This is a genomic window from Luteimonas huabeiensis HB2 (assembly GCF_000559025.1).
Lineage (GTDB): Bacteria > Pseudomonadota > Gammaproteobacteria > Xanthomonadales > Xanthomonadaceae > Luteimonas > Luteimonas huabeiensis.
In genome coordinates, this window is record NZ_JAAN01000030.1 from 60820 (window position 1) to 84233 (window position 23414).

Here is a 23414-nt window from a genome sequence, read left to right on the forward strand (position 1 = left end):
CGGCCGTCAGGTCGGCGGCGCCGCGCTCGCGGTCTGGCTCCCGGGCAGCGGATAGACCCGGCGGATCTCGCAGCCGCGCGTCGTGAGGCGGGAGCGGAACATCGTCGGGACGTCGATTTCCACGTGCGCCGGACGGTCGCGGACCAGTTCCACACGATCGCCGGCATGTCCGCAGATCGCGGTCAGCCCGATGCCGGACACCAGCCGCAGTTGATCGGCGGCATCGGCCTGCGGACAGGCGTTCGCGGTCTCGATCCGGTAGTAGCGGTTGCCCGCGTGGCGTCTCGGCGACACCTCGACCACCAGACCATCGCGATCAGTATGCCAGCCGCGCAGGTAGCGGCTGTCCAGGCAGTACTCGGTGGTGCCGGCGAAGCCGCGCGCGCGGCCTGCGCGCCCGCGCACCTCGACCGGATCCAGCGTCGGCACCCCGGTCGCGGCGTCGGCCGCGCGCAGCGCATCGGCCAGCGCGGCCGCATCGAGCGGCTCCAGCGACGCCACCGCGCACACGCGCTCGCCGGACCGGAGCCACGCCTGCCCGCCCGGGCATAGCCAGCCTTCGGGCGCTAGCGAGCCGAGCGATTCGCCGGCGGGGGGCGCCGGGCAGTCCTCGCTCAGCCGGAGGCGCGCGTGGGCGCCGACCTCGGTACGCAGCAGCGCCTCGCGCGGCGCGGCCAGCCAGGCGCCGTCGACGGTCCTGAGATCGAGGCAGCCCGAGGCCGGCGGCTCTCGCCCGGTCGCTTCGCCTGCGGCCAGCGCCGCGAGCATGCCGACGCCTGCGACGAGTCGCGCGATGCGCCGCGCATCGATGATCGGCTTGTCCCATTCCATCCCAGCACTCCCTGGCTCGACAATGCCACATCATGCGCGCGGCACGGCGCAGTTCCCAGCGGCGCCGTCGGCCAGGTTGATCGACATTCGACCTGCAGCCTCGAAACCGCCGCCTCTTCCGCGAGCGGGGTGCATGCCCTCCCTTCTCCCGCAAGCGGGCCCACATCGTCCCTTCTCCCGCAAGCGGGCTCATCTTGCTCCTTCTCCCGCAAGCGGGGCCACGTTGTTCCTTCTCCCGCAAGGCAGCGCCGGATGAGGGCGGCTTTGCACGCCTGCGGCGTGCCCCCCCATCCGCCTTCGGCACCTTCCCCCGCTTGCGGGGGAAGGGAAAAACAAGATGCTCCCCGCTAGCAGGGGAAGGGAAACAGGGTGCTCCCCGCTTGCGGGAGCAGGCCAAAGACAGCGTGCCTCCAAGAGAGGGCCTTTCGCGCGCTGAATGTCGATACAGCCTAGAAGCCCGGGCGCCGGAACGCGGCGAAGGCCTCGGGCAGCGACTGCACCACCCCGCAATAGCCCGGGTCGTAGCCGGGCAGCCGGCCCAGTTCGTTGCGGAACCCGGGGCTGCGCAGGAGCGCGACCAGGCCGTCGAGCCGGTCGCTCTCCAGGGCGGCAGCGCGGCAGACGAAGAAGTAGTGCTCGGTCGCCAGCGGCACGAACTCCAGGCCATAGCGGCGCGCCGGCGGCTCCAGCGCGAAACCGGCGTCGGCGAGCCCGCTGGCCACGTAGGCGGCCACCGCCGCGTGGGTCAGTTCCTCGACCTCGCAGGCGCCGATCGCATCGAAATCCACCCCATCGCGCGCCAGCAGGCGCTCGAACAGCAACCGCGAGCCGGAGCCGGGCTGGCGGTGGATGAAGCGCAGCCCCGGGCGCGCGAGGTCGGCCAGGCGCTGCAGGCCGAGCGGATTGCCCGGCGCCAGCACCAGGCCCTGGCGGCGCATGGCCAGGTGCACGATGCGGTCGCCCTCGATGTCGAGCCGGTCGGCGTAGTGCGCCGCCACCTCGCGCTCCAGGTCGCCGATCGGCAGGTGCATGCCGGCCAGTTCGCAACTGCCGCTGCGCAGCGCCGAGAGCGCGTCGTCCGGGCTGCGGTACTTGAGATCGAGCGGCAGTCCGGCCTCGGACAGCGCGCGCCGCAGCGCCTCGACGCCGAAGCCGTGCGAGGCGTGCATGCGCAGCGGCGCGGCACCGTGGCTGACCACCCGTTCCAGTTCGGCCTCCACCTCGGTCGCCAGGCTGTCGAGCGTGGGCGACAGCCGCGCGCGGATGCGGCTGTCGGCCCAGACCAGGCGCTCGCCGAGCGCGGTCAGCTGCGCGCCGCGTCCGCGCGTTCCGCGCAGCAGCGGCTGGCCGAAGACCTCGCGCCCCTGCTCCAGCAGGCCCCAGGCGTAGCGGTAGGACAACCCGACCCGGCGCGCGCCGGCGGCCAGCGAGCCGTGCGCGCGCACCGCGACCAGCAGGTCCACCAGGTGCGGCGACAGGCGCGCGCCGTCGGCGTTCTCGAGCTCCCAGCGCGGCTGGATGCGCACCTTGTACATCGCTTCCCTCTCGACATCGACGCTGCGGCGCAACATGCGCCAGAGCCGATTTAATCGGCTTGTTTTAGCCGAATGTTAGACCATCGCAGGCGGGGACGTGTGGACGATTTGTTCTAGAATTGCGGCACTTTGTCCCACTCAATATGTTCTTCAGAACATATCGGGTGTCGTCCTCGCAACCGAGAACCACGGGGAGGCCTCATGGCCAACAGCAATGCCGGTGCGCTGCCCGCCACCGCGATCCACGACAACGGACTGCTCTCCAAGGCAAGGATCGTCGCCAAACCCGGCTTCAACCGCTGGCTGGTCCCGCCGGCGGCCCTGGCCATCCACCTGTGCATCGGCATGGCCTACGGCTTCAGCGTGTTCTGGCTGCCGCTGTCGATGGCGGTGGGCATCACCGAGCCGGTCGCCTGCGCCGCCGACATGGGCTTCTTCCAGCGCATCGTCTCGTCCAGCTGCGACTGGCGGGTCTCCGAGCTGGGCTGGATGTACACCTTGTTCTTCGTGCTGCTGGGCTGCTCGGCGGCGATCTGGGGCGGCTGGCTGGAACGCGCCGGGCCGCGCAAGGCGGGCGTCGTCTCGGCGCTGTGCTGGTGCGGCGGCCTGCTGATCTCGGCGCTCGGCGTGCACCTGCACCAGATCTGGATGCTCTGGCTGGGCTCGGGCGTGATCGGCGGCATCGGCCTGGGGCTGGGCTACATCTCGCCGGTCTCCACGCTGATCAAGTGGTTCCCCGACCGCCGCGGCATGGCCACCGGCATGGCGATCATGGGCTTCGGCGGCGGCGCGCTGATCGGCAGCCCGCTGGCGGACATGCTGATGCGGCACTTCGCCACCCCGACCTCGGTCGGCGTCAAGGAGACCTTCGTGGTCATGGCGCTGGTCTACTTCGCCTTCATGATGGCCGGCGCGTTCGGCTACCGGGTGCCGCCCACCGGCTGGAAGCCGAAGGGTTGGACCCCGCCGCCGGCCAAGGAGAACGCGATGATCACCCGCGGCCACGTCCACGTGAGCAAGGTCTGGGGCATCCCGCAGTTCTGGCTGGTGTGGGGCGTGCTGTGCCTGAACGTGTCCGCGGGCATCGGCGTGATCGGCATGGCCTCGCCGATGCTGCAGGAGATGTTCGGCGGCCGCCTGATCGGCGTGGACGCCGGCTTCGGCCAGCTCGACGCCGCGCAGCTGGGCGCGATCGCCGCGATCGCCGCCGGCTTCACCGGCCTGCTGAGCCTGTTCAACATCGGCGGCCGCTTCTTCTGGGCCTCGATGTCCGACAAGCTCGGCCGCAAGACCACCTACATGATCTTCTTCGTGCTCGGCTTCGCGCTGTACGCGGCCGCGCCCTCGCTCGGCACCGCCGGCAGCGTCGCCCTGTTCGTCGCCGCGTTCTGCGTGATCGTGTCGATGTACGGCGGCGGCTTCGCCACCGTGCCGGCCTATCTGGCCGACCTGTTCGGGACCCAGCACGTCGGCGCGATCCACGGCCGCCTGCTGACCGCGTGGGCCACCGCCGGCATCCTCGGCCCGGTCGTGGTCGGCTACATGCGCGAGTACCAGCTGAGCCTGGGCATGCCGCCGTCGCAGGTCTACAACACCACGATGTACATCCTGGCCGGCATGCTGGTGCTGGGCCTGATCTGCAACCTGCTGGTGCGCCCGGTCGATCCCAAGCACTTCATGAGCCCGGAAGAGCTGGCGCGCGAGAAGCAGCTGGCCAACGAGAAGGTCGACGACAGCGGCCAATCCCTGGTCTCCCAGGAGGAGATGGACCGCATCGGCAGCGGCGGCAACCCGCTGCTGATCGCCCTGGCCTGGGCCGCGGTGGGCCTGCCGCTGGCCTGGGGCATGTGGGTCACGCTGGAAAAGGCCCTGATCCTGTTCACCTGACCGCAGCGCCGCGACCGCCCGCCCACGGCGGTCGCGGCACCCTCCCGCCATGACCCGTCCCCGCGCCCAGCCCGATCCCTCCCCCGCCCCGCCGCCGGCCGGCAGCGTGCTGCGGCCGGTCGAGCGCTGGCGCGCCGGCGAGGGCCGCCGCCTCGACGACCACGTCGCCGAGGAGGTGCCGGTGGCCTTCGTCTACAACGACGCGCCGTTCGCGGTGATGATGGCCACCCCCGCCGACCTGGAAGACTTCGCGCTGGGCTTCGCGCTCAGCGAGGGCATCGTCGAGCGCGCGCAGGACGCGCGCATCGAGGGCGTCGAGCAGCTGCTGGAAGGCATCGAGATCCGGCTGCGCATTCCGCCGGCGCGCGCAGAGGCGCTGGAGCGGCGCCGGCGCAGCCTGAGCGGGCGCAGCGGCTGCGGCGTGTGCGGCAGCGAACTGCTGGAGGCCGCGCTGCGGCAGCCGCCGCCGGTGACCGCCGACGTGCGCGTCGAGGTCGCGGCGCTGCGCCGCGCGCTGCACGAACTGCGCCGATCCCAGGCCATCGCCGCGCTCACCGGCGCCACCCATGCCGCCGGCTGGGCCGCGCTCGACGGCGGCCTGCGGCTGGTGCGCGAGGACGTCGGCCGCCACAACGCGCTCGACAAGCTGATCGGCGCGATGCACGCCGCCGGCCTGGACGCGGCCGACGGTTTCCTGGTGGTGACCAGCCGCGCCAGCTACGAAATGGCGATGAAGGCCGCCAGCGCCGGCATCGCGCTGATGGCGGCGATCTCGGCGCCGACCGCGCTGGCGATCTCGCTGGCCGAACGCGCCAACCTCACCCTGATCGGCTTCGCCCGCGACGACGGGCATGCCGTCTACACCCATGCGCAGCGGCTGCGGCCTTCGCCGGCCGGGCCGCGCGCGCAGGCCGGAGCCAGACCATGAGCAAGCAGACCATCCGCAAGTACGACGGTCCCGCCGGCGGCTGGGGCGCGCTGAAGAGCGTCGCCCGGACGCTGATCGAGCAGGACATCGAGATCAAGGGCGCGAAGACCCTGCTGCGCGCCAACCAGCCCGACGGCTTCGACTGCCCCGGCTGCGCCTGGCCCGACCGCGACCACACCTCGACCTTCGAGTTCTGCGAGAACGGCGCCAAGGCCGTCGCCGCCGAGGCCACCAAGTTCCGCGCCGGGCCGGAGCTGTTCGCGCGCTACAGCGTCGCCCAGCTGCGCGAGTACAGCGACCACTGGCTGGAAGGCCAGGGCCGGCTGACCACGCCGATGCGCTACGACGCAGCCACCGACCACTACGTGCCGACCAGCTGGGACGACGCCTTCGCGCTGATCGCCGCCCACCTCAACGCGCTGGCCTCGCCCGACGAGGCGATCTTCTACACCTCCGGGCGCACCTCCAACGAGGCCGCGTTCCTGTACCAGCTGTTCGTGCGCGAGTACGGCACCAACAACTTCCCTGACTGCTCGAACATGTGCCACGAATCCTCGGGCACCGCGCTGAAGAAGCAGATCGGCGTCGGCAAGGGCACCGTCTCGCTGCACGACTTCGAGCAGGCCGACGCGATCTTCATCTTCGGCCAGAACCCGGGCACCAACCATCCGCGCATGCTCGGCGAGCTGCGCGAGGCGGCCAAGCGCGGCTGCCGGATCGTCTCCTTCAACCCGCTGCGCGAGCGCGGCCTGGAGCGCTTCGCCGATCCGCAGGACAAGCTGGAGATGGCCACCTACGGCTCGACCCGGATCTCCTCGGACTACTTCCAGCTCAAGATCGGCGGCGACCTGGCCGCGGTCAAGGGCATGATCAAGCACGTGCTCGAGCGCGACCTGGAGGTCACCGCCAACGGCGGCGCGTCGCTGCTCGATCGCGCCTTCATCGCCGAGCACACCGCCGGCTTCGACGCCTTCGCCGCCGACGTGCTGGCCGAGCCGTGGGAGGTCATCCTCGAGGAATCCGGCCTCGACGAGGCGCAGATCCGCCGCGCCGGCGAGCTGTACCTGCAGTCCGAGCGCGTGATCGCCTGCTGGGGCATGGGCATCACCCAGCACAAGCACTCGGTCGCCACCATCAACATGATCGTCAACCTGCTGCTGCTGCGCGGCAACCTCGGCCGCCCCGGCGCCGGCGCCTGCCCGGTGCGCGGCCACAGCAACGTGCAGGGCGACCGCACGATGATGATCTACGAGAAGCCGCCGGCCGCGTTCCTGGACCGGCTGCGCGACGTGTTCGGCTTCGAGCCGCCGCGCAAGGAAGGCTACGACACCGTCGGCGCGATCGAGGCGATGATCGACGGCCGCGCCAAGGTGTTCTTCGGCATGGGCGGCAACTTCGCCATCGCCACCCCCGACACCGAGGCCACCGCGCGCGGGCTGCGCAACTGCGCGCTGACCGTCAACGTGACCACCAAGCTCAACCGCAGCCACCTGACCCACGGCCGCGACGCGCTGATCCTGCCGTGCCTGGGCCGCACCGAGATCGACGTCCAGGCCGCCGGCCCGCAGGGGGTCACGGTCGAGGATTCGATGAGCATGGTGCACATCTCCGCGGGCATCAATCCGCCCGCTTCCGACCTGCTGCTCTCGGAACCGGCCATCGTCGCCCGCCTCGCCCACGCCACGCTCGGCGCGCGCAGCCGCGTGCCCTGGCTGTGGCTGGTGGAAGACTACGACCGCATCCGCGACCTGATCGCCAAGACCTTCGACGACTTCCACGACTTCAACGCGCGCGTGCGCGTGCCCGGCGGCTTCCGGCTGTCGAACACCGCGCGCGATCGCAAGTGGGTCACCCCGACCGGCAAGGCCAACTTCATCGCCGCGGCCGTACCCACCGACAACCCGATCCACCGCGCGCGGCGCATGCACGGCACGCAGCCGGTGTTCACCCTCGCCACCACGCGCTCGCACGACCAGTACAACACCACCGTCTACGGCCTGGACGACCGCTACCGCGGCGTGTTCGGCGAGCGCCGCGTGCTGTTCATCAACCCCGAGGACATCGACGCGCTGGGCATGAAGCCGGGCGACTGGGTGGACCTGGAGAGCCTGTGCGAGGACGGCGTGCGCCGCCAGGCCAAGCGCTTCATGCTGGTCGCCTACGACATCCCGCGCGGCTGCCTGGCCGCCTACTACCCGGAGACCAACCCGCTGGTGCCGCTGTCGAGCTTCGCCGACGAATCGCGCACGCCGACCTCGAAGTCGGTGCCGGTGGTGCTCGCCCCGCACGCGCCGGAGGCCGGCGCGCAGGCGCCGCGCCAGCGCGACATCCCCGCCGCCGTTGTCCGCTGACGAGGCCCTGCTGCGGGCGCTGCTGGCCGAACTGGCCGGCGCGCCCGACGGCATCTCGCTGCCGAGGCTGTGCAAGCGGCTCGGCGTGCGCATGAGCGTGCTGATGCGCATGCTGGCCTACCTGGGCGAGGACCGCATCGCCGGCGTCGCCGGCGCGGGGCTGGTGCGCACCTTCGAGGACGGCCCGCGCACGCTGGCCGTGCTGACCGACGCCGGCCGGCGCCTGGTGCGCGAACCGCCGCCGTAGGGCGTATCGACATCCGGCGCGCAAAGGCGATTCCTCCCCCGCAAGCGGGGCGCATCTTGTTTTTCCCTTCCCCCGCAAGCGGGGGGAAGGTGCCGAAGGCGGATGGGGGCAGGCCGCAGGAGTGCAAAGCGGCCCTCATCCGGCGGCGGGAGAAGGAACGACATGGCCCCGCTTGCGGGAGAAGGGACGATGTGATCCCGCTAGCGGGAGAAGGGACAACATGCGCCCGCTTGCGGGAGAAGGGACGATGCGGGACCGCCTACTGGCAACCCGCCGGCGCGGCGGCGATGATCGCCGCGATCCCCGGCGTCGCCGGCGAGACGTAGGGCGCCAGGCCGCCCTTGCCGGCGGTGGCGAACACGTAGCGCGCCAGGTCCATGTCCGCGGGCAGCCAGTTGTCCTCGATCAGCGCCAGCGAGCGGGCATCGTAGGCCGCCAGCATGTCCGGCACCGAGCCGACCGTGCGGGTGAGGTCGCCCGGCGCGCCCTGCGCCTGGCAGTTGGCGTCGGCATAGCGGACCACGCTGCCCTCCACGCGCAGCCCCGAGGTGTCGCGCACGTCGCGCAGCAGGTTGGCGACCCAGTCGTCGAGGTCGTCGCCCTTGCTGTTGTCGATGTTGTTGAGCAACAGGTTGTCCTCGAACGCGATGCGCCCGCCCACCCGCACGCTCAGCACGTCCTTGCGGTAGCCGTAGAAGACGTTGTTGAACAGGTGCGACTGCCCGCGCCGCAGCAGCGGCACGCGGCGCAGGCCGTCGTAGGCGCTGTCGCCGTAGACGTCGTCGGTGGTCACGTACAGGTTGTTGTGGACGGTCGTGGCGATCTGCGCGTTGATCGTGCGGCTGTCGCTGGAGCCGTGCAGCGCGGCGCGCTTGACGTTGTGCAGGCGGTTGAACGACACGGTGATGTCGTAGGCGCCCACCTTGACGTCGTAGGCCGAGTCGCCGGTGTTCACGAACGTGTTCTGGTGGATCCAGATGTCGTGCGAGGCTCCGGTGGAGCGCACCATGTCCGGGTCGAGATCGTGGTCCTCGACATGGCCGACGCCGGCGAAGCGGTTGTGGGTGACGATGACGTTGCGGCTGGTGTGGGTCGGGCTGCCGCCGCTGTCGGAACCGATCTTGAAGCCGCTGAAGATGAAGCTCGCATTCGCGCCGCGGCCGTCGATGGTGGTGTTGGAGTGCACCAGCGGCAGCTTCAGCGCGTCCAGGCTGGAATCGTTGAGGCGGTCGTTGAAGAACGTGTCCTCGCACGAGGCGCTGGAGACGCCGCGGTTGGCGCACCACAGCCGGTGGTCGCGGCACTCGGCCACGGTCGCGCCGCCCAGCGCCGCGAGCACCGCCGGGTTGGTGCAGCCGTTGCGGTACATCGCGATGTCGGTCGGCGCGGCGAAGTCGTCCTTGTCGAACACGATCCAGGTCGGGTCGTCGGTGCCGATCGCATCGAGGATCTGCTGCTCCGGCGGCACCGCGCCGCCCTGGGTCACCACCACCAGGGTGCTGCCGCCGGCGGGGTCGTAGCCGCCGGTGGCGCGGTGGCCGAAGCCGACCGGAGTACCGAGCGATTGGGCCAGGCAGCCCACGATCGCCTGATCGCCGGTCAGCACCGGCGATTCGCGCCAGTTCATCGCCGGGTTCTCGATCAGCTCGCGGCAGGCCGCGGAAATGCCGGGGCCCGGCTCGCCGCCGCCGCCGCCGCTCGCGGCGATGGTCACCGGCACCGCCGCCGACTCGTAGCCGTGGCCGTCGCCGTCGAACGCGCGCACCCAGTAGTAGTAGGTGCCGGCGGCCAGGCCCGGGTCGGTGTAGGCGCCGCCGGGCACGTGGTCGGCGACCAGGGTCCGGCCGGCCGGATCGGGGTCGCGGTCGCGATAGACCTGCTGACGGGCGGCGGTGCCGCCGGCGACCGACCAGGACAGCCGCGCGTCGCTGCCGGCCGCCGACGCCGAGAGCGATACGGTAAGCGGTGTCATCGGCGGGGTCGATGGCCCGCCGTCGGCGTAGGTCTCGAACTCCGCCACCGCCGGCGTGCCGCTGGCAGCGAGGATCTCGAAGTTGAGCTTGCTCGCCGACACCGGCGCGAACGCGATCGTCCCGGCGCCCGAGCCGGTGGCCAGGACCTGTCCGTTGCCGTGGTTGACCAGCCGCCACGCGCCGATCCGCCCCTGCATGCCGGCCGGTTCGCGGATCACCACGCTCCCCACGGTGCGCGGCGCGCTCCATTTCACCGAAATGCGGCCGGTGGCGCCGTTGGGCGACCACCAGGTGCCGAGATCGCCGTCGGTCACGTTGCCGTAGCTCGTGCCCGAGCCCTTGCTGGACCCGTCGGCGCCCGCGCCCAGGCTCAGGTTCGGGCCGCTCTGCGCCTGCGCGCCGCCGGCGGCGGCCAGGCCCAGCGCGGCCGCCAACAGCCAGCCGTTCGTTGCGTGCTTCATGTCCCTCTCCTTCCTGGCAAGACGGGGCCGAGCCCCGGAGAACCGGAGACCGCCGCGGGGGAGAGGCGGGCCGAGTATGGGCACGCCGGAAAACGCATGTCTATCGGTGGACATCCGATTCGTGACCGCCGCCTCGCCGGCGCGGGGCGGACGCCCGCGCACGCCGGATTCAGCCGGACCGCCGCCGAAGCTGCGGCGCCGTCCTCATGGCGGGCGGCACGCCAGCTCGAAATCGACGTGGTAGTGCTCGTCGTGCCGGACCCAGGCCGGGCGCTGCATGAAGGCGATCCGGCGCCGGACGGCCTCGCCGCGCTCCGCCGCGAACAGGCGCGGCAGGTAGGCCGGATCGAAGATCACCCGGCCGATCCGGATGCCCTCCTCTGCGGCGGCGGCGTGCAGCGCTAGCAGATGCGCGGCGATGGCGTCGAAGTCGATGCGCAGTTCGCCTGCGCGCGCCTGCGCGTCGAACTCGAGGTCGTAGCCGAAGCGGTTGCCGGCCGCGGTCGGCAACGGCACCGAACGCCCCTGCGCGTCGAGCACCGGCACCATGAAATCCACCGACAGCCCGTTGCGGTGCGTGCGATGCGGTTCGAAGCGCCCGCCCTGCGCGAGACCGGTTTCGCCGTAGACGTAGACCGTCTCCGGCCGCAAGGCCGCGAGCGCGGCATAGGCCGCCGTCACCGTGCGCGCCACCCGCTCGTGGACGTAGGTCCGCCCGAGCCGCACGCCGAGCTCGCTGTAGGGCGCGAAGTTGTCGCCCTTCGCCGGCAGCCGCACGCCGCCCTCCAGCCGCCCGTTCGCCGGGTGCCGTAGCAGACGCTCCCGGCCGCGCACAGCGGCATCGCCGTCGCCAGGACCGCGGCGGCGAGCGTGCGGGCGCGCCGTCGCCGCGTGCGCGCCTCGGGTGGAGCGTCGTCGCCGGCCATGCCGCCATCCTGGCACGCGCCGGCCGGGCGCGCACGGCCAGCGGGCGCCCGGGGGCCGCGCCGCTCAGGCGCGCAGCGTCGCCCCGCCATCGACGTAGAGGTCCTGCATCGCGATGTGGCCGGCCTGCTCGGAGAGCAGAAACATCGCCGCGTGCGCGACGTCCTCGGGCTCGGCCAGCTTGCCGAGCGGGATGCCGCTCTTGAAGGTCTCCAGGCTGCCGGCGATGACCCTGGCCTCGCCGCTGGCGTCGGCCCACATGCCGGTCTGCATCGGCGTGCGGGTCGAGCCCGGGGCGACGACGTTGCAGCGGATGCCCAGCGGCGCGAGCTCCAGCCCCAGGCAGCGCACGAACATCGTCGCCGCGGCCTTGGACGCGGCGTAGGCCGACATCGCGTGGCGCGGGATGCCGGCGGCGTTGGAGCCGACCACCACCAGCGCGCCGCGGCGGCGCGGCGCCATGACCCGCGCCAGCGCGCGGCCGACGTGGAACACGCCGTCGGCGTTGACCGCGAAGGTGCGCCGCCATTCGGCGTCGCTGGTCTCGCGCACGGTGGTCGTGGACAGCACGCCGGCGACGTGCGCGGCGAGGTCGATCGGGCCGAACTCCGCCTCCACGCACGCGACCAGCGCATCCACCGCGGTCGCGTCGGTCACGTCGAGCGCGAAGGCGTGGGCCGGCGCGGCGCCGGGCGCATCGGCGATCTCCGGCGCGCGCAGGTCGGTGGCGATCACCGTCGCGCCGCTGGCGCGCAGCCGCTCCACGACGGCGGCGCCGATGCCGCCGGCAGCGCCGGTGACCAGCGCGATCCTGCCTTCGAAACCTGTCAGTTGCATCTCGATCTCCGGAATGCGCGCGGCGCCCGCGCCGCGTCGTCGTCGGGGCGCCGCGAGCGGGCGGCTATGGGGGCGCGTCGAAGGCCGCCAGCCGCGCGTCGAGCAGCGGCGCGATCGCGGCGGTCGCGTCGCGGCCGGTCAGCTCGCCGTGCCGGAACGGCAGCTCGACCGCCTCGACCGCGGCCGCGTGCGCGCGCCACAGCGCGGACTGCAACTGCGGCCGGTCGGCGTGGTCGTGGCCGGCGCGCACGTGCAGCAGCGTGCCGTCGTAGCGCGCGTGGTGGTGGCGGCGCACGAGGCGGTTGGTGTCGGTGACCGCGCGCACCACGCCGTCGAGCACGCGGCCCGGCAGGTTGCCCAGCGCGCTGTCGCCGCGGCGCAGGAACTCGACGATGGCCTCGCGGCTGCGCAGGTCCGGGTAGCGCTCGGGGTCGTAGCCGGCGATCGCCAGCAGCGCGCGCAGCGCATCCACCGCGTCCGGCTCGGGCTCGGCGCGCCAGCATTCGGCCGGATAGGCGTCGAGCAGCGCGAGCAGGCCGACCTCGCGGCCCTGCGCGCGCAGCCGCACCGCCATCGCCTGGGCGATGATGCCGCCGACCGACCAGCCGAGCAGGTGCAGCGGGCCGTCGGGCCGCAGCGCGGCGACGCGGCGGGCGTAGTCGTCGGCCAGGGCGTCGATGCTGCCGGGCAGCGGCTGCGCCAGGTCCAGCGCCGGCGATTGCAGACCATGCACGTCGCGCCGCGGACGCAGGGCGCGCGCCAGCTCCCGGTAGCACCAGGCGATGCCGCCGGCCGGATGCACGACGAAAAGGGGCGCCCGCGCGGCCTCGCCGCGCGCCAGCGCGATCGTCGGGCCGAGGCCGTGGTCGGGCGCCGCATCGTCGGCATCGAGCAGCGCGGCGATGCCGGCCACGGTCGGCGCGGCGAACAGCGCGCCCAGGCCGGGGTCGCGGCCGAAGTGGCGCTGGATCGCCAGCAGCAGGTGCACCGCCGACAGCGAGTCGCCGCCCAGGGCGAAGAAGTCGCCGTCGCCGCCAACGCGCTCCAGGCCCAGCGCCTGCGCGAACAGTTCGGCGACCGCGGCCTCGGTCGGCGTGCGCGGGGCCACGAACGCGCCGGCCTCGAACGCGGGCGCCGGCAGCGCGGCGCGGTCGAGCTTGCCGTTGGCGGTGACCGGCCAGGTCTCCAGGGCGACGAACGCCGCCGGCACCATGTAGTCGGGCACCTGCGTGGCGACGAAGGCGCGCAGCGCGTCGGCGTCGAAGGCGCCCACGTCGGCCGGCTGCAGGTAGCCGACCAGCCGGCGGTCGCCTGCGCGATCCTCGCGCAGCATCGCCGCCGCCTGCGCGGCCTGCCCGCTGGCCATGATCGCCGCCTCGATCTCGCCCAGCTCGATGCGCAGCCCGCGCAGCTTGACCTGGTGGTCGCTGCGGCCGAGGAACTCGACCGCGCCGTCGGCGCGCCAGCGCGCCAGGTCGCCGGTGCGGTAGAGGCGCTCGCCCGGCCGGTGCGGATCGGCGACGAAGCGCTCGGCGGTGAGATCGTCGCGGCCGAGGTAGCCGCGCGCGAGCTGCACCCCGCCCAGGTAGAGATCCCCGGCCACGCCCGGCGGCAACGGGCGCATGCGCGCGTCGAGCACGTACAGGCGGGTGTTCCAGACCGGGAAGCCGATCGGCACCGGGCGCGAGGTGTCGTCGGCCGAGGCCGGCCACCAGCTCACGTCCACCGCGGCCTCGGTGGGACCGTAGAGATTGTGCAGCTCCGCGCGCACGCTGCGGTGGAAGCGGTCGCGCAGGTCGGCGTCGAGCGCCTCGCCGCTGACGAACACCCGCCGCACCGCCAGCCCTTCGGCCTGCGGCGCGGCCAGGAACGCGGCGAGCATCGAGGGCACGAAGTGCAGCGTGGTGATGCCGCGCTCGCGGATGAGGCGCGCCAGCGCGACCGGGTCGCGGTGCGCGTCGGGCGGGGCGACGTCGAGCACGGCGCCGGCGATCAGCGGCAGGAAGAACTCCCACACCGAGACGTCGAAGGTCGCCGGCGTCTTCTGCAGGATGCGGTCGGAGGCGTCGATGCGGTAGTGCGCGCGCATCCACTCCAGGCGGTTGACGATCGCGCGGTGCTCGACCACGACGCCCTTCGGCTCGCCGGTCGAGCCGGAGGTGTAGATCACGTAGGCCGCATCGCCCGGCTGCGCGGCGGATGCGAACGGGGCGTCGTCTCCGCCCGGCCAGTCGCCGGGCGCCAGCAGCGTCACGTCGCCCGGCCACAGGTGCGCGGTGTCGCGCGATGCCAGCACGCACACCGGCCGCGCCGAGCGCAGGATCCGCGCCAGCCGCTCGGCCGGGTGCGCGAGATCGAGCGGCAGGTAGGCGCCGCCGGCGCGCAGCACCGCGACCAGGGCGACGACGAGTTCCAGCGAGCGCGGCAGCGCGACCGCGACCACGCCGTCGCGCCCGAGCCCGCGGGCCTGCAGCGCGCGCGCCAGCGCGCGGGTGCGGCGGTCGAGCTCGGCGTAGGTCAGCGTCGTGTCGCCGAAGGCCAGCGCCGGCGCGTCCGGCGTCGCCGCCATCGCCGCCTCGATCGACGCGGCCAGCGTGGTGTCGGGCAGCGGGTGCTCGGTGGCGTTGAACTCCACCAGCGCGCGCCGCGCCTCCTCCGGCGTGGCCAGGGGGATGTCGTCGATGCCCTCGGCGGTGCAGGCCGCGGCGAGGAACGCCTGCAGGCGCTGCGCGTGCGCGGCGATCTCGCCGGTGGCGTACAGGTCCGGGTTGGCCTCGATCTCCAGCTCGAGCGCGTTGGCGCCGTCGCCGCGGAAGCCGATCGTCGCGTCGTCGACCGGCCCGGTGCCGAGGATCTCCAGCCGCACCCGCGCGCCGTGCAGCCGCGGCGGCCGGTAGAAGGGCTGCACGTTGACCAGCGGGCCGTGCAGGCGGCGCTGGCCGCCGATCAGGCCCAGGTCGCGGCGCAGCTGCTCGCCGCGATAGCGGCCGTGGCGGCGCCCGCGCACCAGCGCGCGGGCGATCGCCTGCACGAACTCGGCCAGCGAGGCGCCGGGCATCGCCGGCACCCGCAGCGGCAGCACGTTCATCACCATCGCCGGCACCCGTGCCGAGGCGCTGCCCAGCCGCCCCATGTAGGGTACGCCGAGCACCGCTTCCGCCTGCCCGGCCATGCGCCGGCAGTACTCCGCGGCCAGCGCGGTCAATACGTCCGGCCAGGGCTGGCCGAGCCGCTGCGCCAGCGCGAGCAGCTCGCCGCGCAGGTCCGCCGCGAGCGCGACGCTCAGCCGATGGCAGCCGTGCGCGGCCGGCGCGAAGCCTGAGCCCAGGCCGGAGGCCGCCGGCATGCCGGCCAGCGTCTCGCGCCAGTACGCCGCGTCCCGGGCGCGCTTGTCCGAGCCGAGGTAGGCGGCGTCCTCGGCGATCACGCCCTCGAGCGGCGCGAACGGCGCGCCGGCCTCGCCGGCGCCCTGCGCGGCGGCGTACAGCGCCAGCGCGCGCTCGGTCAAGAGCGCCATGCCGTAGCCGTCGGTGGCGAGGTGATGCACGCGCAGGTACCAGACGTAGCGCTCGCCGCCCAGCGCGTACAGCCGCTGCAGCGCGAGGCGGTCGCGGACCGGATCGACCGGGGTGTCGCGGTCGCGCGCCATCGCCGCGCGCGCTGCGGCCTCCGGGTCGGCCTCGTGCGAGAGGTCGATCACCGCAAGCCGCGGCAGGTGCTCGGGATCGACGCGCTGGCGCGGGCCGTCTTCGCCATCGCGCATGCGTAGCGCCAGCGCCGGCGCCTCGGCGGCGGCGCGTTCGGCGGCGCGCACGAACGCCGGCACGTCGAGCGCGCCGTCGATCCACAGCGCGTGCGCGGTGTTGAACGCCGGGTTGTCCGGCGCCAGCCGCTGCGCGTACCACAGCCCGGACTGCGCCTCGGTCAGCGGCCAGTCCCCGGCCGCGGCCGGCGCCGGGGCGATCCGCGCGCGCGCGGCCTCGGACATCAGCCGCCCTTCCGCTGCAGGTCCTGCACCACCCGCCACCAGCCGGCCAGGGTGGTGTGCTCGGCCAGGTGCGAGAACTCCAGCGGCAGCCCGCTCTCGCCCCACTTCATCACCAGCCCGAGCACGCGCATCGAGTCCAGGCCCAGGTCCATCAGGTTGTCGTCGTCGCCGACGTCCTCGGGCGCCTCGCCGAGCTGGGCGGCGATGTCGTGGCGCATGCGTTCGAGGGTCAGGGGCTCGCTCATGTCAGCAGTTCCAGGATCCGGTCGGTGGTCAGCGGGACGCCGCAGGTGCGGGCGATCCAGCGCAGCGCCATGTCGTGGTCGGCGCGGGAGAAATCGGCGACGGCGTCGGCGACGACGAACGGCTCGATGTCGCGCTGGAACGCCTCGGTCGCGGTCGAGAGCACGCCGATGTGGGCGTAGACGCCGGCGATCAGCAACTGGTCGCGGCCGCGCGCGCGCATCAGCGTGTCCAGGTTGCTGCGCTGGAACGCGCTGTAGCGGTGCTTGACCAGCACGTGGTCGCCGGCGGCCGGCGCCAGCGCATCGACGATGGCCTCGTGCTCGGGCACCGCGCGCATGCCCGGCCCCCACAGGTCGGCCTGCAGGCCGCGGTCGCGCCGGTCCTGGTCGCCGCGCTGGGCGGTGTAGAACACCGGGATGGCGCGTTCGCGCGCGTGCGCCAGCAGCCGCGCGAGGTGGGCGATGGCCGGCGCGATCGGCCCGGCTTCGGCCTCGTAGGCGGCCAGGAAGTAGCGCTGCATGTCGTGCACCAGCAGCGCGACGCGGCCGGTCTGCGGCACCCACGCCGCGCGCGGCGCCGGCAGCTCGGCGGCCACCGGCAGCGGGTACGGGGCGATCCTGGGCAGGCCCATCAGGAGGCCTCCTGCGCCAGGAAGCGCTCGCGCAGCTGCGCGCGCAGTTCCCTGCGGCTGACCTTGCCCACGGCGGTGGTGCCGAACGCCTCCACGAACACGATCTGGTCCGGCACCTTGAACGCCGCCAGCCCGCGCCCACGCACCCAGGCCTTGAGCTCGGCCGGACGCGGCCTGGCCCCGCCGGGAATCACGAACGCGCAACTGCGCTCGCCGAGGAATTCGTCCGGGATCGACACCACCGCGGCGTCGAACACCTGCGGGTGCGCGAGCAGGTGGTCCTCGATCTCCTCGGCCGAGATCTTCTCGCCGGCGCGGTTGATGTGGTCGGTGGCGCGCCCCTGCACGATCAGGTAGCCGCCGGCGGTGCGCTGGACCATGTCGCCGGTGCGGTAGTAGCCGTCGTCGGTGAACGCGCGCGCGTTGGCCGCCGGGTCGTTGTGGTAGGCGCGGATGGTGTACGGCCCGCGCGCGAGCAGGTGGCCGGTGGTGCCGTCGGGCACCGGCTCGCCGCGATCGTCCACTACCAGCACCTCGTCGTCCGGGCTGATCGGCCGGCCCTGGGTGTGGATGACGATGTCCTCGGGATCGTCGAGCCGGGTGTAGTTGACCAGACCTTCGGCCATGCCGAACACCTGCTGCAGCGTGCAGCCCAGCCCGGCGATCACGCGGCGCGCGGCCTCGGGCACCAGCTTGGCGCCGCCGACCTGCACCACCCGCAGGCTGGACAGGTCGTGCGCGGTCTTCGCCGCCGCGTCGGCCCACAGCAGCGCCAGCGGCGGCACCAGGCCGACGCAGGTCACGCGCTCGCGCGCGATCAGCGCAAACGCCGCGTCCGGCCCCGGCCCCGGGCTCAGCACCACGCGCGCGCCGGCGTAGAGCGCGCCGAAGAAGCCGGGCGAGCTCATCGGGAAGTTGTGCGCGGCCGGCAGCGCGACCAGGTACACGCTGTCGCGGCCGATCCCGCAGATCTCGTTGCTGGCGCGGAAGCTGTAGATGTAGTCGTCGTGGGTGCGCGGGATCAGCTTCGACAGCCCGGTGCTGCCGCCGGAGATCTGCAGGAACGCCACCGATTGCGGGTCGGGATCGTCCGGCAGCGCCGCGCGGTCGCCGTCGAGCGCATCGACGGCGACGAATTCCTGCGCCTCGCCGACCACGAACACGTGGCGTACCGCCGGCACCTCGCGCTGCAGCTCGCGCGCCAGCGTGCGGTAGTCGAAGCCTTCGTACTTCTCCGCGCCGACGTAGGCGCTGGCCTCGGCGCGGCGCGCGAAGTGCGCGACCTCGGTCAGGCGGTGCGCCGGCAGGGCGTAGACGGGGATCAATTGCGCGCGGAACAGGCCGCAGACCACGGCGACGAACTCGGGGATGTTGCCCAGTTGCACGACCACCCGGTCGCCCGGAGCGAGCCCGTGCGCCAGCAGGCCGGCGGCGATGCGCTCGGCGCGGTCCCACAGTTGCGCGTAGGTCCAGCGCGCCTCGCCGCCGACCACGGCGACGTCGCCGGCGAAGCGCCGGGCGCGATCGCGCAGGAAGCCGGGAAAGGTCTCGCCGCGCCAGTAGCCGGCGGCGCGGTAGCGCGCCACGAACGCGTCGGGCCAGACCTGGCGCAGCGGCAGGCGCGTGTCGGCGGATTGGCTCATTGCACTCCTCGATCGGTTCAAGCGGTGCGCACGCCGTCCAGGCCGAGCGCGTTCAGCAGCGCCATGAACTTCGCGGCGGTCTCGTCGACCTCGGCATCGGGCTGCGAGCCGGCCACGATACCCGCCCCGGCGAACAGACGCATCGCCCGGCCCTGCACGCGCGCGCAGCGGATCGAGACGTACCAGTCGCCGTCGCCGGCGGCGTCGGCCCAGCCGACCGCGCCGGCGTAGAAGCCGCGATCGACCGGTTCGAGCGCGCGGATCGCCGCCAGCGCCGCCGGCCGCGGCGTGCCGCAGACCGCGGGCGTGGGATGCAGCAGGCCGGCGAGCTGCGCGGCGGAGACCTCGCGGTCCTTCAGGGTGCCGGCGATGTAGGTGCCCAGGTGCCACATGGTGGCGGTGGCATGCAGCGAGGGCCGGGCCGGCGCCTGCAGCTGCCGGCACAGCGGCGCCAGCGCATCGAGGATCGCCTCGACCACGTAGCGGTGTTCGTCGTGGTCCTTGGCCGAGGCCAGCAGCGCCTCGGCCGCGCGGGCGTCCTCGCCGGCATCCCGGCTGCGGCGCGCGGAGCCGGCCAGCGGATGCGAGACCACCGCGTCGCCGCGGCGCGACACCAGCAGTTCGGGCGAGGCGCCCACCAGCCAGGCCGGCGCCTCGCCGGCGGCGACCGGCAGCGGCACGACGTAGGTGGTCACGCTGGGGTCCTCGCCCAGCCGCGCGGCCAGCCGGTACGGATCCACCGCGGCGGCCGCTTCCACCCGCAGGCTGCGCGCCAGCACCGCCTTGCGCAGGCCGTCGTCGCCGGCGCCGATCCGCGCCACGCAGCGCGCCACCGCGTCGGCATAGGCGCTCGCGTCCGGCTCCGGGATCGCGGTGCCGGGCACCGGCGTCGCACGGCCCGGGGCGGGCGCGGTCCACGCGCCCACGCGCGCAGGCTGGTACAGCGCGTCGTCGCGCTCGGGGTCGAACGGCAAGGCGCCGACCAGCAGCCCCGGGCCGCCCGCGGACGCGGCGAAGAACCGCGCCACCCGCGCGCCCAGGGTGTCCGCGCGGCCGGCCGGCAGGCGCGCCAGGCAGCCGGCGGCCTCCAGCCGCCGCGACGGCGCGGCCAGCAGGAAGCGTTCTTCCGCCGCATTGCGCGGCGGCGCCGCCACCGGCTCGGCGGCGCTCGACCGGCCCAGTTGCTCGCTCATGCCGCCGCCTCCTGACGATGCAGGGCGGCCGCCAGCGCCAGCACCAGCAGCACCGCGCCCACCAGCAGGTACGGCGCGCTCGGCGACCAGCGGTACAGCAGCGTGCCCAGCATCGGGCCGACCACCATGCCCAGCCCCTGCACCGAGGCGACCGTGCCCTGCGCGGCGCCCTGCTCGTGCGCGTCCACCGAATCCGAGGCCAGCGCCTGGAACGACGGGAACACGAAGCCCATCCCGAACGCCGCCACGCCGTAGGCGAGGAACAGCTGCCAGTGCGCGTGGACCAGCGCCGAGGACGCGAAGCCGAGCGCGGCGATCGCCGCGCCGATCGCGATCCAGCGGGCCGGCGGCACCGCCTTCAGGCGCATCACCAGCACCTGCGAGGCCATCAGGCCCACGCCCACCGCGGTCAGCGCCAGGCCGGCCACGCGCGCGCCGTCGGTCGGCGACAGCCGCAGCCGGTCGATGGCGAAGAACCCCACCACCACCTGGGCGATGGTCACCGACACCATCGCCGCGAACACCGCGTAGACCGGCAGGCGCAGGCGGCGGTCCATCCAGGCCACGCCCGCCCGCGGCCCGGGCGGCCGGGCGGCCTGCGCCGCGGCGGCCGGCAGCCGCCACCACACCATGCCCAGCGACAGCAGCGGCAGCGCGGCGGCGACGTAGAGGGCCAGCGCCAGATCGTGGAAGGCGATCCAGCCGGCGGCCGCCGGCCCGACCACCATGCCCAGCGCATTGGCCGCGCCCAGGCGCGCCATGATGCCGGCGCGCCGCCCCTGCGGCGCGCCATCGGCCACCACCGCCGCCGCGGTCGGCGGCACCCCGGCGTAGAACAGCCCGACCAGCGCGCGCGTGGCCACCAGCACCGCCACCGAGACCCAGATCGGCGGCGGGCTGCGCAGAGCGAGGTCCACGAACAGGGCCATCGCGACGTAGACCACCGCATACGCGGCCAGCGCGATCAGCAGCACCCGGCGGCGGCCGATGCGGTCGCTCAGGCCGCCCCAGCGGCGCGCGGACAGCATCCACAGCACGCCGGCGGCGGTGACCGAGAGCCCGGCATGCCACTCCGCCAGCCCCAGCAGCCGCACCACCGGCCCGACGACGGCGACGAACGCCATCATCGCCATGGTGCCGGCGAGCGCGGCGAAGACCAGCGCGGGCAGGCCGGGGACGGCGGGCTGGGAGTCTGTGGACATGGAAGACGGCACGTGGGCGGAAAGTGGGGGGCGCCGACCCGGAGGACTGCGCCCCGGGAGACGCGAGGGACGCTGCGATGGGTCCTCGCAAGGAATGATAACAGGTCTCATTGTCGTTAAATCCCGATAGGACATCCTGCCGCGCGGAACGCGCCCGGCCCTCAGCCGCGAGCGCCGCCTTCGGCGCAGCGTTCGCAGGTGATGTAGAGCGTCAGGCGCTGGCCGGCGGCCGCCAGGCCCTGCCGCCGCGCGGCCGATTCCAGCTGGCGCCGCAGCAGCCGATCGCGTACCTGCCGGTCGGCGTTGCACTGCCGGCAGACGATGAACACCGCCGGCTCCAGGCCGTCGCCGGACGTGCCCGGCGCGGCGAGATACACCGCCTTGGCGCCGTTGACGCCGCTGTGGAACTCGCGCAGGACCAGGCCCCGGGCCTCCATCGTCCGCAGCGCCGAGTACACCGAGGCGACAGTGGTGGCGACGCCGCGCGCCAGCAACGCCCGGTAGATCTCGTCCGGGCTCGTCCAGCGACCGCCGCTGGCCGCCAGGATCTGCAGGACGTGCAGCCTGGATGAGGTCACCCGCAGCCCGCTCGCGCGCAGCCGGCCGGCGCACGAGGCCGCGGCGTCGGCGTCGCGCTGCGCGCCGGGCGCCGGCGCCCCCTCGCCTTCCGGCGGCTCGGCGACCGCCCCGCTCCTTCCGGCATCGATCAGCATCCTCGTCCTCCTCTGCGGAACAGCAGCGCCGGGCCGGCATCCGCCAGCGATTCGAGTCCGCACAGCACCATGGCCATCTCCAGCTCCGCGCGCAGCAGGTTCAGCACGTGGGCCGCGCCCGCGGCGCCGCCCACGGCCAGCCCGTGCAGGATCGGCCGGCCGACCAGCACCGCGGAGGCGCCCAGGGCGAGCGCCTTGATCGCGTCGGTCCCGCGCCGGATGCCGCCATCCATGAGCACCGGCACCCGGCCCGCGACCGCCGCCACGACGCCCGGCAGCGCATCCAGCGTGGCCGGCAGCGCATCCAGCACCCGCCCGCCGTGATTGGAGACGATCACGCCGGCCGCGCCGGCGCCGAGCGCCGGCTCGACATCGAGCGGATGCAGCAGGCCCTTGACCAGCACCGGCAGCTCGGTGCGCGCGGCGATCCAGCCCAGGTCCGACCAGTCGGGCATCGCCGCGACGCGCGGATGGCCGAAGATCGACGCACCGGCGTCCACCGCGACGGTTCCCATGCGCGCGCCGCCGTAGCGCGCCAGGTTCACCGGCTGGACCCCGGGCGGCAACGCGAAGCCGCGCCGCCGGTCCTCGTTGCGCAGGCCCTGGATCGGCGCGTCCACGGTCGCCACGATGGCCCGGTAGCCGGCCGCCTCGGCGCGGCGCACCAGGTCCAGCGAGACCTCGCGCGTTTCCTGCAGGTAGAGCTGGAACCACAGCGGCGCCGGCTCGGCCCAGCGCGCGATGTCCTCCAGCGAAGCGCTGGCCTGGGTGCTGACGACGAACGGCGCCTGCAGGGCGGCCGCGGCCAGCGCGGTGGCGCGCTCGCCGTCGGGATGCGCCAGCGCGTGGTAGGCGGTCGGCGCGATCAGGAACGGATGGGGATGGCGGGCGCCGAACAGCTCGACGGCCGCGCTGCCGCCGGCGACCCTGCGCATCGCCCGCGGCAGCAGCTCGACCCGCGCGAACGCCTCGCGGTTGCGCCGATGCACGATGCCGTCGGCGGCACCGGCGTTCAGGTAGGCCCAGACGCCCGGGTCCAGGCACCGTTCGGCCATCGCCTCGTAGTCCTGCAGGCAGGTCATGTCCGCCAGCCGGGTCGCATCGCCCGGGGTGGACGCGGCGGGTTCGCGCGCCCGGGTCATGTCTGCGCCCAGCGCCGGACCAGGTTGTGGTAGACGCCGGTCAGCCGTACCACCTCGTCGGCGTTCTCCGGCCGGCGCGCCAACGCCTGGATGGCGGTGTCGAGTTCGTACAGCAGCGCGCGCTGCGCATCGTCGCCCACCATGCTCTGGGTCCAGAAGAACGAGGCCAGGCGCTCGCCGCGCGTCACCGGCGCGACCCGGTGCAGGCTGCTGCCCGGATACGCCACCGCGTGCCCGGCGGGCAGCTTCAGCGCCTCGGCGCCGTAGGTGCCCTCGATGAGCAGTTCGCCGCCCTCGTACTCGTCCGGCCCGTTGAGGAACACGGTCGTGGAGACGTCGGCGCGGATGCGCTGGCCGGTCAGCGGGTCGACGCGGATCGCGTTGTCGATGTGGAACCCGTACTCGCCGCCGCCCCGGTAGCGGTTGAACATCGGCGAGAGGATCTTTTGCGGCAGGACGAACGAGACGAAGCGCGCATCTCGCGACAGGGCGTCGAGGATGCGCTGCCCCAGCGCGGCCGCGACCGCGTCGTCGGCGCGCAGTTGCTCGTTGGTCTTCCTGCCCGCGGCCGCGTACCCGGCGGTCTCGCGGCCGTCGCGCCAGTCCGCCCGTCCGAGGCGCTCGCGCGCCTCGGACAGGGCCTGCGGATCCAACACGTCGGGAATGACCAGCAGCATGGACG

Annotated in this window: 18 protein-coding genes; 4 read left to right on the forward strand and 14 right to left on the reverse strand. The window is 73.7% G+C overall.

The genetic code is table 11. The annotated features are described in order from the left end of the window. Positions 1–6 precede the first annotated feature (6 nt). Positions 7–831 carry a hypothetical protein gene (locus tag Z164_RS20510; protein WP_043689973.1) on the reverse strand — a complete coding sequence of 275 codons (825 nt, stop codon included), beginning with the start codon at positions 829–831 and terminating at the stop codon, positions 7–9. A gap of 449 nt (positions 832–1280) precedes the next feature. Continuing rightward, a complete protein-coding gene (locus Z164_RS0111970) occupies positions 1281–2402 on the reverse strand; it encodes a substrate-binding domain-containing protein (protein WP_201769597.1) in 1122 nt (373 codons plus the stop codon). Between the two features lie 165 nt (positions 2403–2567). Here Z164_RS0111970 and Z164_RS0111975 point away from each other — a divergent pair, with 165 nt between their 5' ends. Genes Z164_RS0111975 through Z164_RS0111990 form a run of 4 tightly spaced genes read left to right on the forward strand, consistent with a single transcriptional unit; the run spans position 2568 to position 7779 of the window. Next, on the forward strand, positions 2568–4253 hold the full coding sequence (locus tag Z164_RS0111975) for an OFA family MFS transporter (protein ID WP_024890924.1): 1686 nt from the start codon (positions 2568–2570) through the stop codon (positions 4251–4253). 49 nt (positions 4254–4302) lie between these two features. Next, positions 4303–5181: a formate dehydrogenase accessory sulfurtransferase FdhD gene (gene fdhD, locus Z164_RS0111980; protein WP_052338429.1), complete on the forward strand. Its 879-nt coding sequence runs from the start codon at positions 4303–4305 to the stop codon at positions 5179–5181. After that, on the forward strand, positions 5178–7532 hold the full coding sequence (locus Z164_RS0111985; protein ID WP_024890926.1) for an FdhF/YdeP family oxidoreductase: 2355 nt from the start codon (positions 5178–5180) through the stop codon (positions 7530–7532). The genes fdhD and Z164_RS0111985 overlap by 4 nt, the downstream gene beginning before the upstream one ends. After that, the gene (locus Z164_RS0111990; RefSeq protein WP_024890927.1) at positions 7522–7779 is read left to right on the forward strand and encodes a hypothetical protein; all 258 of its coding nucleotides are present in this window, start codon (positions 7522–7524) and stop codon (positions 7777–7779) included. Before Z164_RS0111985 ends, Z164_RS0111990 begins: the two co-directional genes overlap by 11 nt. Positions 7780–8038: 259 nt before the next feature. Here Z164_RS0111990 and Z164_RS23115 read toward each other — a convergent pair whose 3' ends face one another. The 12 genes from Z164_RS23115 to Z164_RS0112050 all read right to left on the reverse strand — a co-directional run bounded on the left by Z164_RS23115 (position 8039) and on the right by Z164_RS0112050 (position 23409). Then, positions 8039–10213, reverse strand: a complete 2175-nt coding sequence (locus tag Z164_RS23115) for a pectate lyase family protein (RefSeq protein WP_024890928.1) — start codon at positions 10211–10213, stop codon at positions 8039–8041. Between the two features lie 204 nt (positions 10214–10417). Further along, on the reverse strand, positions 10418–11155 hold the full coding sequence (locus tag Z164_RS20515; RefSeq protein ID WP_321166286.1) for a penicillin-insensitive murein endopeptidase: 738 nt from the start codon (positions 11153–11155) through the stop codon (positions 10418–10420). Positions 11156–11203: 48 nt separating this feature from the next. Next, the gene (locus Z164_RS0112005; protein WP_024890929.1) at positions 11204–11974 is read right to left on the reverse strand and encodes a 2,3-dihydro-2,3-dihydroxybenzoate dehydrogenase; all 771 of its coding nucleotides are present in this window, start codon (positions 11972–11974) and stop codon (positions 11204–11206) included. A gap of 64 nt (positions 11975–12038) precedes the next feature. Further along, a complete protein-coding gene (locus Z164_RS0112010; protein ID WP_024890930.1) occupies positions 12039–15962 on the reverse strand; it encodes a non-ribosomal peptide synthetase in 3924 nt (1307 codons plus the stop codon). Next, positions 15962–16207, reverse strand: coding sequence for a phosphopantetheine-binding protein (locus Z164_RS0112015; RefSeq protein ID WP_024890931.1), 246 nt, complete (start codon positions 16205–16207; stop codon positions 15962–15964). The genes Z164_RS0112010 and Z164_RS0112015 overlap by 1 nt, the downstream gene beginning before the upstream one ends. After that, positions 16204–16839, reverse strand: a complete 636-nt coding sequence (locus Z164_RS0112020) for an isochorismatase family protein (protein ID WP_024890932.1) — start codon at positions 16837–16839, stop codon at positions 16204–16206. The genes Z164_RS0112015 and Z164_RS0112020 overlap by 4 nt, the downstream gene beginning before the upstream one ends. Next, the gene (locus tag Z164_RS0112025) at positions 16839–18482 is read right to left on the reverse strand and encodes a (2,3-dihydroxybenzoyl)adenylate synthase (protein ID WP_024890933.1); all 1644 of its coding nucleotides are present in this window, start codon (positions 18480–18482) and stop codon (positions 16839–16841) included. The genes Z164_RS0112020 and Z164_RS0112025 overlap by 1 nt, the downstream gene beginning before the upstream one ends. Before the next feature lie 17 nt (positions 18483–18499). Next, positions 18500–19675, reverse strand: a complete 1176-nt coding sequence (locus tag Z164_RS0112030) for an isochorismate synthase (RefSeq protein ID WP_024890934.1) — start codon at positions 19673–19675, stop codon at positions 18500–18502. Continuing rightward, entirely contained in the window at positions 19672–20877 is a 1206-nt protein-coding gene (locus tag Z164_RS0112035; RefSeq protein WP_024890935.1) for an MFS transporter, read from the reverse strand. The genes Z164_RS0112030 and Z164_RS0112035 overlap by 4 nt, the downstream gene beginning before the upstream one ends. A 161-nt stretch (positions 20878–21038) precedes the next feature. After that, positions 21039–21590 (reverse strand): Fur family transcriptional regulator, encoded by a 552-nt coding sequence (locus tag Z164_RS21405; protein WP_024890936.1) that lies wholly within the window; start codon positions 21588–21590, stop codon positions 21039–21041. Continuing rightward, the gene (locus tag Z164_RS0112045) at positions 21584–22732 is read right to left on the reverse strand and encodes an alpha-hydroxy acid oxidase (RefSeq protein WP_024890937.1); all 1149 of its coding nucleotides are present in this window, start codon (positions 22730–22732) and stop codon (positions 21584–21586) included. Before Z164_RS0112045 ends, Z164_RS21405 begins: the two co-directional genes overlap by 7 nt. After that, positions 22729–23409, reverse strand: coding sequence for a Fe2+-dependent dioxygenase (locus tag Z164_RS0112050; protein WP_024890938.1), 681 nt, complete (start codon positions 23407–23409; stop codon positions 22729–22731). Before Z164_RS0112050 ends, Z164_RS0112045 begins: the two co-directional genes overlap by 4 nt. Positions 23410–23414: the final 5 nt, after the last annotated feature.